This window comes from Planococcus kocurii (genome assembly GCF_001465835.2).
GTDB classification, from domain to species: Bacteria; Bacillota; Bacilli; order Bacillales_A; family Planococcaceae; genus Planococcus; species Planococcus kocurii.
The window spans coordinates 225,490-242,318 of sequence record NZ_CP013661.2 but is presented as its reverse complement, the minus strand read 5'-3'; the positions used below and the strand labels follow the sequence as shown (position 1 = coordinate 242,318).

The window sequence follows — 16,829 nt, the reverse complement described above, 5'->3', positions numbered from 1 at the left end:
ATTTGATTATATATCAAAGATAAAAATATGTATAACTGAATAAATAAGAATAAAGAAAGCTATTTGGACAGGAAAGTGAAACAAAGAACCGATTCAAATCGTTTTTTCGTCTGTAATAACCATAAATGATAAGTGGAGTAAAGTATTTGGCGCATGCCTTTAGAATTGAATACTGCAAGACATAAAGAAAAGCTGTCACAAAAGTTAGGTTTTAACTTTTGTGACAGCTTTTACTTATTCGCCCACTGGATAAGGCTCAATGCGATCCGATGGTTTTGGATGCTTAATTTTCGGTAAAATTTTATTGAGCGGTACAGAACGAGTTAGTTCATGCGTACTTGGGTCTGCTGGGTCATAGAGATCCAAGAACTTCATCACTTCTTTAACGATTGGTGTTGGCGTGGAAGCACCTGCTGTGATACCTACCGTTTCAACACCTTCTAGCCATTCCAATTTGAGTTCAGAGATATCGGAAATACGGTATGCAGGAGTTCCAGCAATGTCTTGTGATACTTGCGCTAAACGATTTGAGTTATTGCTCATTGGATCCCCAATGACGATTAACAAATCGGTATCGCCAGCTTGTTGTGCGACTGCTTCTTGGCGAACTTGCGTGGCCAAGCAAATTTCCTTGTGAACTTCAGAGTGCGGGAATTTTTCTTTTAAGCGTTCCATCATGTCCACAACATCCCATTGACTCATCGTTGTTTGGTTCGTGACAATAATTTTTTCGGAATCGAGTTCTAGACGATTAACGTCTTCGACACTTTCAACTAAGTGAACCATGTCAGGTGCAACACCAATGGCACCTTCTGGTTCAGGATGTCCACTTTTTCCGATATAAACGATTTGGTAGCCATCAGCCGTTTTCTCACGAATCAAGTCGTGTGTAACAGTCACGTCTGGGCAAGTCGCATCGATCGATACCAAGCCTTTCCGTCTTGCTAACTCACGTACTTGTGGAGAAACACCGTGTGCTGTAAAAATAACCGTACCGCTTTCTACTTTTTCTAAAATTTCAAGACGATTAGTACCATCTAAAGTAATGATGCCATCTTGTTCGAAAGCGTCTGTGACATGTTTATTGTGAACAATCATTCCTAGTATATAAATGGGACGTGGTAAACTTTCATCCATCGCAGCGTTCTTTGCGATAACCATGGCATCGACCACTCCGTAACAATATCCTCTTGGCGATATTTTCATAACTTTCATCAAGTACCGCGCTCCTTTCAAAATCATATATTCATTATAACGGAGACGGCACAGCTTTACAAAAGTTGCATCGCGTAAACAGACGGTTTTATGCTATAATGTCTAGAGCGTAAGGAGGGAATTTAATCCCATGACAAAATTCAACGAATATCCATTCAAACCGTTCCTATTAGAAGCGGTAGAAAAACTCGGGTTTACAGAACCGACAAAGATTCAACAGGAAATGATGCCCCATATATTGAAAGGCACAAGTGCAATTGGCCAATCCCATACAGGAACTGGAAAAACGCATAGTTTTATTATCCCAATTGTAGAACGTATCGACGTCAGCAAACAGGAAGTGCAGGCGGTAATCTCAGCACCGACGCGTGAACTTGCAATGCAGATCTTTAATGAGTTGCAAAAACTAGTTATTGGATCTGGCATAGAAGTAAAATCGTTTATCGGTGGGACAGACAAGCAGCGTTCAATTAACAAATTAAAAACACAGCCCCATATCGTAGTCGGAACTCCTGGTCGGTTAAGAGACTTGGTGAAAGAAAACGCATTGTTGGTACACACAGGTAAAATCCTTGTAATTGATGAAGCAGACTTAGCTTTTGATCTTGGCTTTATCGAAGAAATTGACCAAGTTGCTGGAAAGATGAAAGAAGACCTGGAAATGTATGTCTTTTCAGCAACAATTCCAGAAAAGTTAAAACCGTTCTTAAAAAAATACATGGAATCACCAGTTCATGTCAAAATTGGCGATAAACGTCCAACTGCAGAAGGGTTAGACTTTTACTTGGTCCCTGTTCGTAGTAAGAAGAAAATGGAGCGCTTGCAAGATGTGATGAAAGTCATCAACCCTTATTTAGCGATCATCTTTGTTAATACTCGTACAAACGCCGATTATGTTGCCGATCAATTAGCAAAAGAAGGCATTCGTGTTGGGCGTGTACACGGCGACTTGGCACCGCGTGAACGCGTCAAAATGATGCGTCAAATTCGCGACTTGGAGTATCAATACATCGTAGCGACAGATCTTGCTGCACGTGGAATTGATATTCAAGGCGTCAGCCACGTAATCAACTACGAATTGCCGGAAGACCTGGAGTTCTTTATTCACCGTGTGGGCCGTACAGCTCGCGCTGGGATGAAGGGGCTAGCAATTACGCTATTCAAGCCAGAGGAAGACGATGCGATTGTTCGTATTGAGAAAATGGGCATTCCGTTCCAACAAAAAGATATTGTGAAAGGCGAATTCGTTGATTTAAAAGAACGTCACAGCCGGACAACGCGCATTAAAAAGACAGACGCAGCCGATGCCAAAGCAAAAACAATGGTTCATAAGCCGAAAAAAGTAAGACCGATGTACAAGAAGAAGATGAAGTGGAAAATGGACGAAATCAAAAAAATGGAACGACGTAAAAATCGCAAAAAGTAAGGAGATAGTTTCATGTTACTAGGATCTCACGTCTCGATGAGCGGTAAGAAAATGCTACTTGGCGCAAGCGAAGAAGCGGCTTCTTACGGAGCTACAACTTTTATGATTTATACCGGTGCACCTCAAAACACACGTCGCAAGCCAATTGAAGAATTGAATATCGACGCAGGTTTTGCGCATATGGCTGCCAATAATTTAACGAATATTGTGGTTCATGCCCCGTATATTATCAATTTAGGCAATACCCAAAAGCCTGAAACCTTCGAACTGGGCGTGGAATTTCTTCAAAAAGAAATTGAACGCACTGCAGCACTGGGTGCAAAACAAATTGTCTTGCACCCAGGTGCTCACGTCGGAGCTGGAGCAGATGCCGGTATTGCTAAAATTATCGAAGGTTTGAATGAGGTATTAACGCAGGATTATCCAGTCAATATCGCACTTGAGACGATGGCTGGTAAAGGCACAGAATGTGGTCGCAGTTTTGAGGAAATTGCTGCAATCATTAATGGTGTGACACATAACGAACGCCTATCTGTATGCTTTGATACGTGTCATACACATGATGCCGGCTATAACATCAAAGAAGATTTTAACGGCGTATTAGAAGAGTTCGACCGTATTGTTGGGGTCGACCGCCTTCAAGTACTGCACATCAATGACAGTAAAAATGTTCGAGGCGCAAGTAAAGACCGCCACGAAAACATTGGCTTTGGTGAAATCGGATTTGATGCGTTAAATGGCATTGTTCATCATCCTGATTTGATGCACGTCCCTAAAATCCTTGAAACGCCTTACGTCGGATTAGATGCTAAAAATAAAAAAGCACCATATGCATTTGAAATTGAAATGTTTAGGGCGGGTATCTTTTCACCAGGCGTGATCGAGGAATTGAAATCTCCTTTATAAGGAAATCAGTTATAGTTGAAGGCAGTCCCTGCAATCGGGGACTGTCTTCATTTTTTATGATGAAAGTATGCGAAATGACGGTCAGCTAACTAAACGAGTCATGTGATTTTTGCAAAATCGATGACTCGTAAATTTAAAAATCATATTTACTACATAGGAGAAGCTTTATTTGTACGGTTGCACTCAAGTTATTTAAGTCTAATCCATTTACATTAGTAGTGAACTCTACTATACTTTTCTAATGTAAATCGTAATCATTATTAATTAGAAAAGAGGCGGCACAATGGCTGCGCCATTAATTGACATTAAAAATATCAGTTTTGAATATGAGCAAACAAAAGCACTTCATAATATTTCTATGACAGTAGAAGAAGGCGATTTTTTGGCGATTTTGGGTCCTAACGGCTCAGGTAAGTCGACATTATTGAAAATCATGCTAGGGCTAATCAAGCCGACTGCAGGGAAAATTGAACTTTTCGGTGAAGATGCAAAAAAATTTAAGAAACGTGAATGGATCGGATATGTATCTCAGAAGTCCAATTCGTTTAATTCAGGATTTCCGGCAATTGTAAAAGAAGTTGTGGCAGGTGGACTTGCAAAGAAGACCGGTTTGTTTCACCGGTTACCAAAATCCACTCATGAACAAGTCGCAGAAGCATTAGAGGCGGTTGGTATGGCTGATTTTATTGATAGAAGCATCAGTGAATTATCGGGTGGCCAGCAGCAGCGGATTTTTATCGCACGAGCGCTAGTAGCAAAGCCAAAAATTCTAATCCTCGATGAACCAACTGTTGGTGTAGATCACCAGAATGTCCAATCATTTTATGACATGTTGGCTAAACTCAACCGTGACAAACATATTACAATGGTTTTGGTTACCCATGATGTAGATACGGTAACAGATCGCATTACCCATGTCGCTTGTTTGAATCAAACCATCCATTTCCATGGCTTTAAAGAACAGCTACACACGATGAGTGATGAACAGCGTGAAGCATGGTACGGTCATTCTGTTCGCAAAATTCACCATATCGGAGGAAGTCACGCATGATTGAAGCCATATTGTCCTACGAATTCTTACAAAATGCCTTTGCGGCTGGATTAATTATCGGAGTAATCGCACCTCTTCTTGGTGTCTTTATTGTTGTCCGTAGATTATCGCTCATTGCAGACGCTTTAAGCCATGTAACACTAGCTGGCATCGCAGGAAGCTTATATTTGAGTCAAAGTGTCGCTTCACTCGCCTTGTTAAATCCTTTATTTCTCGGTATTGCAGCTTCAGTCGCCGGTTCGGTACTGATTGAACGCTTGAGAAGTCTCTATAAGCATTATGAAGAATTAGCAATTCCCATTATTTTATCGGCTGGTATTGGCTTTGGTGCCATCTTCATCTCGTTAGCACAAGGTTTCTCAAATGATTTGTTTGGTTATTTATTTGGCTCAGTTTCAGCAGTTAGCAGAGAAGATTTGTTGATTGTAGCAGGAGTTGCACTAGTTGTATTAGCCTTTATTTATCTTTTCTTTAAGGAATTATTTGTTTTGTCTTTCGATGACGAATATGCTAGAGCTTCCGGGTTACCTGCAAAATGGATTCATTTTATGTTTATGATTGTTACGGCATTGGTCATTGCGGGATCTATGCGTATTGTCGGGATTTTACTTGTCTCATCTCTAATGACGATTCCGGTGGCTACGGCAATGCGTGTAACGAAAAGCTTTAAACAGACAATCATTCTATCTATCGTTTTTGGGGAGATTTCAGTCATCACAGGTCTAGTAACAGCCTTTTATTTTGATTTGGCACCAGGCGGCACGATTGTCGTAACTTCTATTTTCCTGTTGCTACTAGTTCTTGCTTATAAAAAAATCATGGTTTTATATAAAAAAGGAGCGATTGCATGAACTTAACGACTGCATGGCAGGTTCTTAAAGAAAAAGGCTTTAAAGAAACTTCTAAGCGTAACCAGATTCTGGAATTGTTTGCTAATGATGAACGTTATTTGACGGCACGAGATTTGCTAGACGTCATGCAAAAAGACTATCCGAGCATGAGTTACGATACGGTATATCGCAATTTAGCGACATTTGTGTCACTTGGCATATTAGAAGAAACAGAACTATCGGGTGAACGCCATTTTCGCATGCAATGTGAAAGCGATCACCACCACCATCATTTTATCTGCATGGATTGCGGAAAAATAAAAGAAATTCCAGTCTGCCCAATGGATTTGGTTGGAGCGGCTTTACCGGCATATGAGATTGCCAATCATAAGTTTGAAATATACGGAAAATGTCCGGAATGTAAATAAAAGCGAGAGTGGATTTTCCACTCTCGCTTTTATTCGTTTCAACAAATTATTTGCCACTCAAGACTTTTTGAGTGCTGAATTCATTTTTGACCCATTCATTTGCCTCGAGCCAGTTAGTAACCCGTATAACATTGCTCGGAATCGCTTGACGATTATAAGGTGTATCAAACAGCAAAACAGGAATGCTTAGCTCTTCAGCGATTTCGACAGCATTATCATGTTTGTCTTCGAAGAACAAGTGAACATTATGGCGTCTTGCAGTTTCGATTTTCTTATGTGAACCAATCAATTCAATGTGATCGTAAGCAATCGCGTGCTCTGCAAACCAATCAACAGTAACGTCGCGAACATTATCGCCCCTAGCAGAAATATAATACAGTTCGTATTGGTCTTTCCAGTCATTTAAAATCTGCTTGGCATTTTCAGAAACAGGAGAAGCTGCATAGATTTTTGGCTCAGAACTACGGAACCAGGAATAGAATTCACCCTGTGTCAAATGGGGGAGAGCCGCAGTCAAATCGTACTCTTTAATATCGTCCAACGTCAGCGCACTGTTAAATTGTTCGTTTATATGAGGAAGTAATGACGTTGGAGAAGTCACGGTTCCATCAATATCTATTCCAAAACGGTATCTCATCTATTCACAACCTTATACTTGTTGTTGTTCTAATTCTTTTTGCGCTTTTTCAGCTGCTTGTTTTTCGAAATAAGCTTCCGCTAATTTATCGATTTCGATTTTCAGTTCTTCAACCATCGTGGCTTCAGGAACTTTACGGACAGTTTTACCATGCATAAATAGTAAGCCTTCTCCGCGAGCGCCAGCAATCCCAATGTCGGCTTCACGAGCTTCACCAGGACCGTTAACTGCACAGCCCAACACAGCTACTTTTAAGGGTGCTTTAATATGAGAGATGTATTCTTCCACTTCGTTTGCAATGGAGATCAAGTCAATTTCAATGCGTCCGCATGTCGGACAAGAAATAAGTGTCGCAGCATTTGAAGAAAGACCGAAGATTTTCAGCATTTCACGTGCTACTTTAACTTCCTCGACAGGATCGGCACTAAGCGACACGCGAAGGGTGTTACCGATGCCTTTTGCAAATAATGCCCCAAGACCCGCCGCACTTTTCACTGTGCCTGAGAATAATGTGCCTGATTCTGTAATTCCTAAGTGCAATGGATAGTCAAACGCTTTTGAAGCAAGTTCATATGCTTCAACAGCTAAGCTAACATCTGAAGCTTTTAAAGAAACAATAATATCGTGGAAATCCAAGTCTTCTAAAATTTTAATGTGGTGAAGTGCACTTTCGACCATACCTTCAGCCGTTGGGTAGCCGTATTTCTCTAGAATTTTACGTTCTAGTGATCCTGCGTTAACACCGATCCGAATTGGAATGCCTTTTGCTTTTGCGGCATTCACAACAGCTTCTACTTTTTCGCGACGTCCGATGTTCCCTGGGTTGATGCGGATTTTGTCTGCACCTTGTTCAATGGCAATCAAAGCCAATTTATAATCAAAATGAATATCTACTACTAAAGGAATGTTAATGCGCTCTTTAATGGCACCGATTGCGTAAGCCGCACGTTCGTCAGGACATGCCACGCGGACGATTTGGCATCCTGCTTCTTCAAGTCGCAGAATTTCTGCAACTGTTGCTTCCACATCATGCGTTTTAGTCGTTGCCATACTTTGTATGAATAATTCATTACTACCGCCGATCGTTAAATCTCCGACTTTTACGGGGCGTGTTTTTGAACGGTGTGTCATTTCGCTCATGAAAAAATCTCTCCTTTTTAATGGTGGCCTATTCTTGCGGCTCACATGTCTTTGTCCTATAAATGATGGATTAACCGAAATTTGCAGGCTCTCTTCTATTACCTATAGCCATTTTAGCAGTGTAGCGCTCTAAAAGACAAGAAAGACGGTTAGTTATTAAGGTCTTTACAAAAACTCAAGCCTTAGATTGCGCTTTTTGGATAGGCGGTTTTTTGGGGTAGTAACCGATAGCCAAATACAAATAGAGGACGGTTAATAAGCTGGTCAACAGGGAAACGCTAAATCCTAAGTCTAAAAAACTTAAGGCAAATGCTAGTAATGTCGGAACTGTGACACTAAGAGCTGTAGTGCGCCATAAATGGCGATATTCACCGCGCCGTTTTCTGGCATTTAAAATTACTAAAGCAATCAATGCGAACAAACTAATTTTAACGAAATGATAAATGGTCGTAGAGACAAACAAAGAGATGACAGCAAATGGATAAAGCAGCCATTCAATTTCCTCAACAAACTCTACAAGTCCGTCTAAGTTACTAGTAGCAACGTCTAAACTGGAAATCAATTCGATAAAAGCAATGACTGTTAAAAAAGCAATAAAGATGAAAATAAACTGCATAATTTTCCCGATAGTCATAATACGGACGGCAGCTTGCCTTTTTGGTTCCATTAAGCTCGCTTTGAATAATTGGTATAGGTTCAAAATCATCTTCCTTTCATTTATATAATAATCGTACCATGTAGAAAGGAAGAAAAAAGGTCGCTTTGTTACGGGAATGTAAATTTTACATAAAGGTGTTTACAAATTATTAGTAAACTACGCATAATAGGTTAGGTGTGAATATGAAATTTAGGAGTTGAATAAGTATCGTGGAAATGAACTGGCAAGAAATCTTCTTTTCCTTTTTCGGTGGACTAGGAATTTTCTTATTTTCAATTAAGTTTATGGGGGATGCTTTGCAAAAAGCAGCTGGCGATAAACTTCGTGACATTTTGGATCGTTTTACAACCAATCCATTCATGGGTGTTCTAGTCGGAATTATCGTTACGATCCTGATTCAATCGAGTTCTGGTACAACTGTAATTGTAGTTGGATTAGTAAGTGCTGGATTTATGACGTTGAGACAGGCGATTGGTGTCATTATGGGAGCAAATATTGGTACCACTGTCACAGCCTTCATTATTGGCCTAGATGTTGGAGAGTACGCTTTACCGATTATGGCAATCGGAGCGGCGATGATTTTCTTCATCAAGAAAAATAAAATTCAGAACATTGGACAGGTCATTTTCGGTTTTGGTGGTCTTTTCTACGGTATGGAATTAATGAGTGGCGGCATGAAGCCACTACGAGAATTACCAGCTTTTATCGATTTAACAGTCAGTTTGAGCGAATTCCCGATTCTTGGAGTTGTGGTTGGAACAGTCTTCACGTTGATTGTTCAGAGTTCAAGTGGGACAGTAGCGATTCTTCAAGGACTTTATGATGAGAACATTTTATCGTTAGCTGCATCACTACCAGTTCTATTCGGTGATAACATTGGAACGACGATTACGGCTGTTCTTGCAGCACTGGGTACGTCAATAGCAGCTCGTCGTGCAGCAGCAGTCCATGTTTTGTTCAATATTGTTGGATCGGTCATTTTCTTGATTTTGTTAATACCGTTTACTGCTTATGTAGAATGGATCTCTGGCATCCTAGCATTAGAGCCGAAGATGCAGATTGCTTTTGCACACGGTTCATTTAACGTAGCAAACACGATTATTCAATTTCCATTAATAGGTGCCTGGGCTTATCTCGTTACAAAAGCGATTCCAGGAGAAGAAGTATTGATTGAATTTAAACCAAAACACTTGGATATCCATTTTATCGAGCAATCTCCTTCTATTGCATTAGGACAAGCAAAAGAAGAAATTTTACGTATGGGTGAATATTCGGTTCAAGGTTTACAGGAGACATATAAATACTTAATGACGAAAAGTAAGAAAAACGCAGAAATGGGTTATCAGTTGGAAGACGCCATTAATAATCTGGATGCTAAAATCACAGATTACTTAGTGTTGATTTCAGCAGAATCTATTTCAGCTGCTGATTCTACACGGCACACGATGCTGATGGAAACGGTTCGAGATATTGAACGAATCGGGGATCATTTCGAAAACATCATCGAATTGGTTGACTATCAGGAAAACAACAAAGTAAAAATCACAGAAAGCGCGATGGAAGATTTAACCGAAATGTTTACGTTAACCATTGCCACTGTTCAAAAAGCGCTTGAGGCGTTAAATACAACAAGCCATGAATTAGCTCGCGAAGTAGCTGAACAAGAAGACTTGATCGATAAAATGGAACGCAAATTCCGGAAGAAGCATATCTTGCGTTTGAATGCAGGAACATGTACAGCACAAGCCGGAATTGTCTTTGTCGATATTGTCAGCAACCTTGAACGAATCGGAGACCATGCAGTTAATATTGCAGAAGCCATTTTAGGCAACCGCGCTTAACGAAGAAAAGCGGAAGTGCCCACATAGTGCTGACTAATAGAAGCTCTTTTCCTCTTGCTTTACATTTTAAAAAATGTAGGGCACGATGGAAGAGAGCTTTTATTATAGGGAGGAATACGGATGGAAATCATCGGCTGGATTGTGATCCTATTAAGTTTTGTAATTGGTTTTATTGGGTTAGTTTATCCAATTATTCCCGCAGTCCTGTTTATCTTTGGGGGCTTTGTTATGTACGGCTTGTTTTTTAGTTTCAGCGATTTACCTTGGTGGTTTTGGGCGATTCAGAGTTTGTTTGTGATTTTATTATTTGGGGCGGACGCCATTGCCAATGCCTTTGGTGTGAAAAAATTCGGTGGCTCAAGAGCGGGACTTTGGGGCAGTACGATTGGTTTAATTGTTGGTCCGTTCATTATTCCGATTGTGGGTATTTTAATTGGGCCTTTTCTTGGAGCAATTATTGCGGAAATCTTATTCAATAAATCAACTTTGAAAAAGTCGTTCATGTCTGGAGTTGGCTCAGTAGTCGGATTTATTACGTCGGTCTTTACTAAAGGCATTATCCAAATTGTCATGATTGTCATCTTCTTTTTTACAATTTAACTGAGCAAATCAATATGATTCAGTCAAAGGTCTGAATAAATGGATTAAATATGCATTATGTTTGTAACGCTCTAGAAATTTTGATACGCTAAGAAGGTAGACCAATAGACTCAAGGAGGAATTTAATCATGGCATATGAATTACCAGAATTACCTTACGCGTATGACGCACTTGAACCACACATCGACAAAGAAACGATGAATATTCACCATACGAAACACCACAATACTTATATCACAAACGTAAATGCGGCTCTTGAAGGCCACGAAGATCTTGCTTCAAAAACGGTGGAAGAACTAATCGCTGATTTAGATGCAGTTCCTGAATCCATCCGTACAGCTGTCCGCAACAACGGCGGTGGACACGCGAACCACTCATTATTTTGGAAGTTGTTATCTCCAAACGGTGGTGGCAACCCTACAGGTTCGCTAGGCGAAGCGATCAATAGCAAATTTGGTAGCTTTGACGAATTTAAAGAAAAATTCGCAGCAGCTGGTAAAACTCGTTTTGGTTCTGGCTGGGCTTGGCTTGTTCTTTCAAACGGAGAACTAGAAGTGGTTTCTACACCAAACCAAGACTCTCCAATAATGGACGGTCAAACGCCATTGCTTGGACTTGATGTTTGGGAGCATGCTTATTACTTGAAATACCAGAACAAACGCCCAGATTATATCAACGCATTCTGGAATGTAGTAAACTGGGAAGAAGTTTCAACTCGTTACGAAACAGCAAAATAAAAATTATAATTGAAACCTTACACACACTTTTTCGTCTGAAAAAGTGTGTGTTTTTTTGATGTAATGATATACTGGTAAATGGATATTTTTGCGAAAGGAGCATATAGCTCATGAAACCGCCTCAAAAAAGACGGATTTCACTTGCAAGAGTGAAATTGCAGTCCAATACAGCCTTTCGAATGAATGTCCTGTTCTTCACCATCTTCTTATTGTTTTCCATATTGATTCTGCGTTTAGGATTTCTTCAAATTGTCAAAGGAGAAGACTATGCGCGTGCAATCGCAAGAACTGAAGAAGTTCCTGTCAATACAAGTGTTCCAAGAGGACGTATTTTTGATAGCGAAGGACGGATTCAAGTCGGAAATACACCGGTTAATGCGATTACCTATACGGCAATGCAGACGACCAAGAGAGAAGAAATGATGATTGTGGCAAGGGAATTAGCTAGGTTGATCGAAAAAGATGATAACAAAGTGACGCTACGGGACAAGCAGGATTTCTATATACAGTTAAATACCGAAAGTGCGACAAAAAAAGTAACGGATAAAGAAAAAGAGGCAATTGCAGCACAAGACATTCCAGAAAAAGAAAAGCAGCAGGCGCTTGACGCATTGATTAGAGAGAAGATCACTGATAAAGAGTTAGCCAGTTTAAGTGCAGAAGACTTAGAAGTATTGGCTATCTACCGTGAAATGACTTCGGGGTACGCACTGACGCCTCAGATGATCAAAAATGAAGGTGTGACAGATGAAGAATTTGCACGTGTTTCAGAGCGTTTAACTGACCCTAAGTTAAAAGGAGTCAATACCGTAACAGACTGGAAACGAGTGAAATCAAGTGATTTGACGATTTTGGGAAGTACGACAACTCCGGAAACGGGAATACCTGCCACTAAACTAGATTATTATTTGGCACGCGACTACTCTCGCAATGATCGCGTGGGCACTAGCTTTTTAGAGCAGCAGTATGAAGCGGTACTGCAAGGTCAGAAATCAGTCGTCAAAAATGTGACAGATGGTCAAGGCAGTGTTATCGAAACCTTACCTGTGGATGAAGGGAAAGCTGGAAAAGACCTGGTTTTATCGATTGACAGCGAGCTGCAAAGTGAACTTGAAAAAATAGTTGAAAATAAATTGTTGCAATTAAAAGCTGGGCCGAGCTCGAAATTGGTCAAAGATGCGTATTTAGTTATGATGGATCCACAGACCGGAGAAGTATTATCAATGGTCGGGAAACGTTTAGGTGAAGATGAAAATGGCAACCAAGCTGTTTATGACTATGCTTTCGGCACATTTACAGCCTCTCATGAAATGGGTTCTACGGTAAAAGGGGCAACACTGCTGACGGGTTATTCTGAGGGAGCAGTCGAATTAAATGAAGTTCAAATAGATGAGCCTTTGAAGTTTGCCAGCACGCCTCAAAAAAATTCTATTTTCAACACACGATTATTTAATCGTATCCCAATTAGTGATTTAATGGCCATCGAGCGTTCTTCTAACGTATACATGTTTAAGATTGCCTTGAAAATTGCAGGAGCAGAGTATCAATACAACCGCGGTTTGTATATAGCTCCGGAAAGTTTCGCCACAATGCGTAATTCGTTTGCGCAATTCGGACTGGGTGTTAAAACAGGTATCGATCTGCCAAATGAAGCAACGGGCTATATGGGTGGGACTTCTCCTGGTCCCAAACTGCTCGATTTAGCAATTGGTCAGTTTGATACGTACACACCGCTACAGCTAGCGCAGTACATTTCAACAATTGCGAATGATGGTTACCGGATGGAACCTCACGTTGTTAAGGAAATACGCGAAGCTTCTAGAGATGGTGAACAGCTGGGGCCGATTGAAACGATTATCGAACCAAAAACCTTGAACCGCATTAATAACACACAAGAAGAAATAGAACAGGTTCAAACCGGTATGCGTAATGTGTATATTGGAAGTTCAGGATCGGCACGTGCTCAATTTAGTGATGCACCGTATAGCGCTGCCGGAAAAACCGGAACAGCCGAAGTTTATTTCCATGAAAAAGATCATGAAATGAATGGCGAATACGCAATTAATATTGCACATGTTGGCTATGCACCTTATGAAAATCCGGAAATTGCTTACGCTGTAGTGATTCCGTACGTTACAACAGACCCAAACAATGTACCAAAAGCAAACAACGAAATTGCCCGTGCGGCAGCAGATAAGTATTTTGAGTTAAAAAACAAAGAAGCGCAAGCAGCATCTAATGTAATAAAAGAGCCTTATAGCGATTCAGTTGTTGTAGAAGGCGAATAAAGTAAAGCCCTGAAGAAATTTCTCTAAAAGAGAATGCTCTTTAGGGCTTTTTCTGTAGTGCGCTCAATTTACAATTTCTTAACATAGCCTTTATATGTTCTCAACAATCCTTCTCTATAGTAGAGAATGTAAACAAATACAAACACAAACACATAGGGGGACATAATGTAATGAGAAACTGGAAATTCGCAATGGCTTCAACAATTCTTGGATCAGCTTTAATTCTTGGTGCTTGTGGCAGCACAGATGCCGGTACAGAAACAGGAGAAACCAGTTCAGAAACAGCTGGAGATGAGGCAGTTGCTGAAGGAACCGTAGCAGGTGACGGATCCTCTACAGTCGCACCCATTATGGAAGGCATTGTGGAAGAATATGCTGGAGCTCAGCCAGACGTCAAAGTAACAGTTGGTACATCGGGTACTGGTGGCGGATTTGAAAAATTCATTCAAGGCGAAACAGATTTCTCTAACGCCTCTCGACCTATAAAAGAAGAAGAAATAGCGAGTCTTCAAGAAGCAGGCATTGACTATACAGAATTTCAATTGGCTTTTGATGGGCTATCAGTTGTTGTCAGTCAAGAAAATGACTGGGTAGAAGATTTGACAGTAGAAGATTTGAAAAAACTTTGGGTAGAAGATGGCACAACGAAAAAATGGTCTGACATCAACCCAGAATGGCCAGAGGAAGAAGTCGTCTTCTATGCGCCAGGAACAGATTCAGGAACTTACGATTATTTCAATGAAGTCATTCTTGAAGACGAAGACTTGGTCAGCTCAGCAACTCTTTCGGAAGATGACAACACATTGGTACAAGGGATTCAAGCGGATCCAAATGCCATCGGATTTTTTGGCTATGCCTATTACGTAGCTAACCAAGATACATTGAAAGTCGTTTCAATTGATGGTGTTGAACCAACTAACGAAACAATCGAATCAGGAGACTATGCGCCGCTATCGCGTCCACTATTCACCTATGCGAACAATGCAGCACTTGCAGATAGCGATGCGGCATATGATTTCATGAAGTATACGTTAGAAAACGCTGGAGCTATGGCAGAAGCAGTCGGTTATGTTGCGTTGCCACAAGAAGCGTACGATAAAGGATTAGCTGATTTAGAAGCTTTAAAATAAGTAATAACTGTCTGAATAAGCAAGGAATATCAACAGGTTGATACATTTATATAGTTTAAGTTACGGGTGAGCAGCCACTGCTCACCTTTCGCGGTTGAAAGGGGATTTTATATGCGACCATCTGTACAAGAAATGATCGCACGGTCAAATGGCAAGAAAAACAAAAAAATAATTGAAAAAATCATTCCAATTATACTGTTCTTAATTGCGTCAGTATCCGTTTTGACGTCTATTGGAATCGTTTTAACATTAATTGTTGAAACGATAACATTTTTCACGCGTGTACCATTTTTTGACTTTATTTTTGGGACTACGTGGCTACCGTTTTCAAATAAAGATGCACAATTTGGGATTCTCCCTTTAATTGTTGGAACCTTGAAAGTTACGTTAATCGCAACTGTAGTGGCGGTGCCAATCGGAATTGCAGCTGCTATTTATTTGAGTGAATACGCTAGCGAAAATGTTCGGCGTGTCTTAAAACCAATTCTTGAAGTATTGGCCGGTGTTCCAACAATTGTTTATGGATTTTTTGCGCTAACATTTGTAACACCTATTCTTCAATCGGTATTTCCAGAAATTAAGATTTTTAATGCAATTTCACCCGGAATTGTTGTCGGTATTATGATTATTCCGATGATCGCTTCCTTGTCAGAAGACGCCATGTCTGCTGTACCGAAAAGTATACGAGAAGGCGCTTTGGCAATGGGGTCGACAAAATTTGAAGTCGCTTGGAAAATTACTGTGCCGGCTGCTCTTTCAGGGATCATTGCATCTGTGGTTCTTGCCGTATCGAGAGCCATTGGAGAAACGATGATCGTTTCGCTTGCCGCAGGATCAACACCCAGATTCGATGGGGACTTTACCGGATCCATACAGACCATGACCGCATACATTGTCCAAGTATCAAAAGGGGACGCGGGATATGGCACAACTATCTACTATTCCATCTATGCAGTTGGATTTACATTATTTGTCTTTACAATGATGATGAATGTCCTTGCCGGCTACGTCTCAAAACGTTTCAGGGAGGAATATTAAGATGAGATATATTGAACACCAGCAAGTTATAAAGCGAATGAATGGCAGATTGCTTGTTAACCGTATTTTCAAAGTCATCTTCTTAGCTGCAACTTTACTGGCATTATTGGCATTGGTTATTTTGCTTTACCGGATTGTCACGCAAGGAGCAGGGCATCTATCGATTGAATTTTTAACTAACTTCGCTTCGCGGTTCCCGGAAAAAGCGGGGATTAAAGCGGCACTCATCGGCTCGTTATGGTTAATGGTCGTCGTCGCTCCGACTTCTATTATTTTAGGTGTTGGCTCTGCTATCTACCTTGAAGAATACGCAAAACAAAACCGCATTACCAGTTTTATTCGAATGAACATTTCCAATTTAGCGGGAGTTCCATCAGTGGTATTTGGTTTGCTTGGACTGACGATATTTGTTCGTGCTATGGCACTAGGAAATAGTATTTTAGCGGCAGGCTTTACGATGAGCCTATTGATTTTGCCAGTCATTGTCGTAGCTTCACAAGAAGCAATTCGCTCAGTTCCAGGTGAACTTAGAGATGCATCGTACGGTATGGGCGCTACAAAATGGCAGACTATCGTCAAAATTATTTTGCCAGCGGCTATCCCCGGCATCTTAACAGGCAGTATTTTAGCATTATCACGTGCCATAGGAGAAACAGCGCCATTGATTGTTATTGGTGTGCCAGTTATTATTCAATTTTTGCCAGCTGGTGTTATGGATACTTTTACAGCGCTGCCTATGCAGATTTATGATTGGTCAAGTCGACCGCAGCAAGAATTTCAAACTGTGGCAGCTGCAGGAATTATGGTGTTGATGGCAGTTCTGTTGTTTATGAATTCCATCGCAGTTATTATCCGCAATAAATTTGATAAACGCTATTAATGTTAATGATGTGGGAGGGGTTCT

At 40.6% G+C, this 16,829-nt stretch carries 16 protein-coding genes; 12 read left to right on the top strand and 4 right to left on the bottom strand.

What is annotated here, in order from left to right; all coding sequences use genetic code 11:
* Positions 1–234: 234 nt before the first annotated feature.
* A complete protein-coding gene (locus tag AUO94_RS01240) occupies positions 235–1,215 on the bottom strand; it encodes a 4-hydroxy-3-methylbut-2-enyl diphosphate reductase (protein WP_058385544.1) in 981 nt (326 codons plus the stop codon).
* Between the two features lie 130 nt (positions 1,216–1,345).
* On the opposite strand from AUO94_RS01240, the gene AUO94_RS01235 reads away from it, so the two are divergent.
* The 5 genes from AUO94_RS01235 (at position 1,346) to AUO94_RS01215 (ending at position 5,856) form a co-directional block, all read left to right on the top strand.
* A complete protein-coding gene (locus AUO94_RS01235) occupies positions 1,346–2,641 on the top strand; it encodes a DEAD/DEAH box helicase (RefSeq protein WP_058385543.1) in 1,296 nt (431 codons plus the stop codon).
* A gap of 12 nt (positions 2,642–2,653) precedes the next feature.
* Positions 2,654–3,547, top strand: coding sequence for a deoxyribonuclease IV (locus AUO94_RS01230; protein WP_058385542.1), 894 nt, complete (start codon positions 2,654–2,656; stop codon positions 3,545–3,547).
* Positions 3,548–3,830: 283 nt separating this feature from the next.
* Entirely contained in the window at positions 3,831–4,598 is a 768-nt protein-coding gene (locus AUO94_RS01225) for a metal ABC transporter ATP-binding protein (protein WP_058385541.1), read from the top strand.
* Positions 4,595–5,449: a metal ABC transporter permease gene (locus tag AUO94_RS01220; protein ID WP_058385540.1), complete on the top strand. Its 855-nt coding sequence runs from the start codon at positions 4,595–4,597 to the stop codon at positions 5,447–5,449. Before AUO94_RS01225 ends, AUO94_RS01220 begins: the two co-directional genes overlap by 4 nt.
* Entirely contained in the window at positions 5,446–5,856 is a 411-nt protein-coding gene (locus tag AUO94_RS01215; RefSeq protein ID WP_058385539.1) for a Fur family transcriptional regulator, read from the top strand. Before AUO94_RS01220 ends, AUO94_RS01215 begins: the two co-directional genes overlap by 4 nt.
* A gap of 46 nt (positions 5,857–5,902) precedes the next feature.
* Here the strand turns inward: AUO94_RS01215 and AUO94_RS01210 are convergent, their stop codons facing one another.
* The 3 genes from AUO94_RS01210 to AUO94_RS01200 all read right to left on the bottom strand — a co-directional run bounded on the left by AUO94_RS01210 (position 5,903) and on the right by AUO94_RS01200 (position 8,339).
* On the bottom strand, positions 5,903–6,493 hold the full coding sequence (locus AUO94_RS01210; RefSeq protein WP_058385538.1) for a hypothetical protein: 591 nt from the start codon (positions 6,491–6,493) through the stop codon (positions 5,903–5,905).
* A 12-nt stretch (positions 6,494–6,505) separates the two neighbouring features.
* Positions 6,506–7,633, bottom strand: coding sequence for a flavodoxin-dependent (E)-4-hydroxy-3-methylbut-2-enyl-diphosphate synthase (gene ispG, locus AUO94_RS01205; protein ID WP_058385537.1), 1,128 nt, complete (start codon positions 7,631–7,633; stop codon positions 6,506–6,508).
* Between the two features lie 175 nt (positions 7,634–7,808).
* Positions 7,809–8,339: a DUF1189 family protein gene (locus AUO94_RS01200; RefSeq protein ID WP_237150162.1), complete on the bottom strand. Its 531-nt coding sequence runs from the start codon at positions 8,337–8,339 to the stop codon at positions 7,809–7,811.
* A 161-nt stretch (positions 8,340–8,500) separates the two neighbouring features.
* Between AUO94_RS01200 and AUO94_RS01195 the strand changes: the two genes are divergently transcribed.
* The 7 genes from AUO94_RS01195 (at position 8,501) to pstA (ending at position 16,805) form a co-directional block, all read left to right on the top strand.
* Positions 8,501–10,132: a Na/Pi cotransporter family protein gene (locus tag AUO94_RS01195; protein ID WP_058385535.1), complete on the top strand. Its 1,632-nt coding sequence runs from the start codon at positions 8,501–8,503 to the stop codon at positions 10,130–10,132.
* Positions 10,133–10,252: 120 nt separating this feature from the next.
* Positions 10,253–10,732 carry a DUF456 domain-containing protein gene (locus tag AUO94_RS01190; protein WP_058385534.1) on the top strand — a complete coding sequence of 160 codons (480 nt, stop codon included), beginning with the start codon at positions 10,253–10,255 and terminating at the stop codon, positions 10,730–10,732.
* A gap of 128 nt (positions 10,733–10,860) precedes the next feature.
* Positions 10,861–11,469: a superoxide dismutase gene (locus AUO94_RS01185; protein WP_058385533.1), complete on the top strand. Its 609-nt coding sequence runs from the start codon at positions 10,861–10,863 to the stop codon at positions 11,467–11,469.
* Between the two features lie 110 nt (positions 11,470–11,579).
* Positions 11,580–13,757: a peptidoglycan D,D-transpeptidase FtsI family protein gene (locus tag AUO94_RS01180; RefSeq protein ID WP_058385532.1), complete on the top strand. Its 2,178-nt coding sequence runs from the start codon at positions 11,580–11,582 to the stop codon at positions 13,755–13,757.
* Positions 13,758–13,927: 170 nt separating this feature from the next.
* Positions 13,928–14,887 carry a PstS family phosphate ABC transporter substrate-binding protein gene (locus AUO94_RS01175; protein ID WP_058385531.1) on the top strand — a complete coding sequence of 320 codons (960 nt, stop codon included), beginning with the start codon at positions 13,928–13,930 and terminating at the stop codon, positions 14,885–14,887.
* Between the two features lie 111 nt (positions 14,888–14,998).
* Positions 14,999–15,925 (top strand): phosphate ABC transporter permease subunit PstC, encoded by a 927-nt coding sequence (pstC, locus tag AUO94_RS01170; RefSeq protein ID WP_058385530.1) that lies wholly within the window; start codon positions 14,999–15,001, stop codon positions 15,923–15,925.
* 1 nt (position 15,926) lies between these two features.
* A complete protein-coding gene (pstA, locus tag AUO94_RS01165) occupies positions 15,927–16,805 on the top strand; it encodes a phosphate ABC transporter permease PstA (RefSeq protein ID WP_058385529.1) in 879 nt (292 codons plus the stop codon).
* Positions 16,806–16,829: the final 24 nt, after the last annotated feature.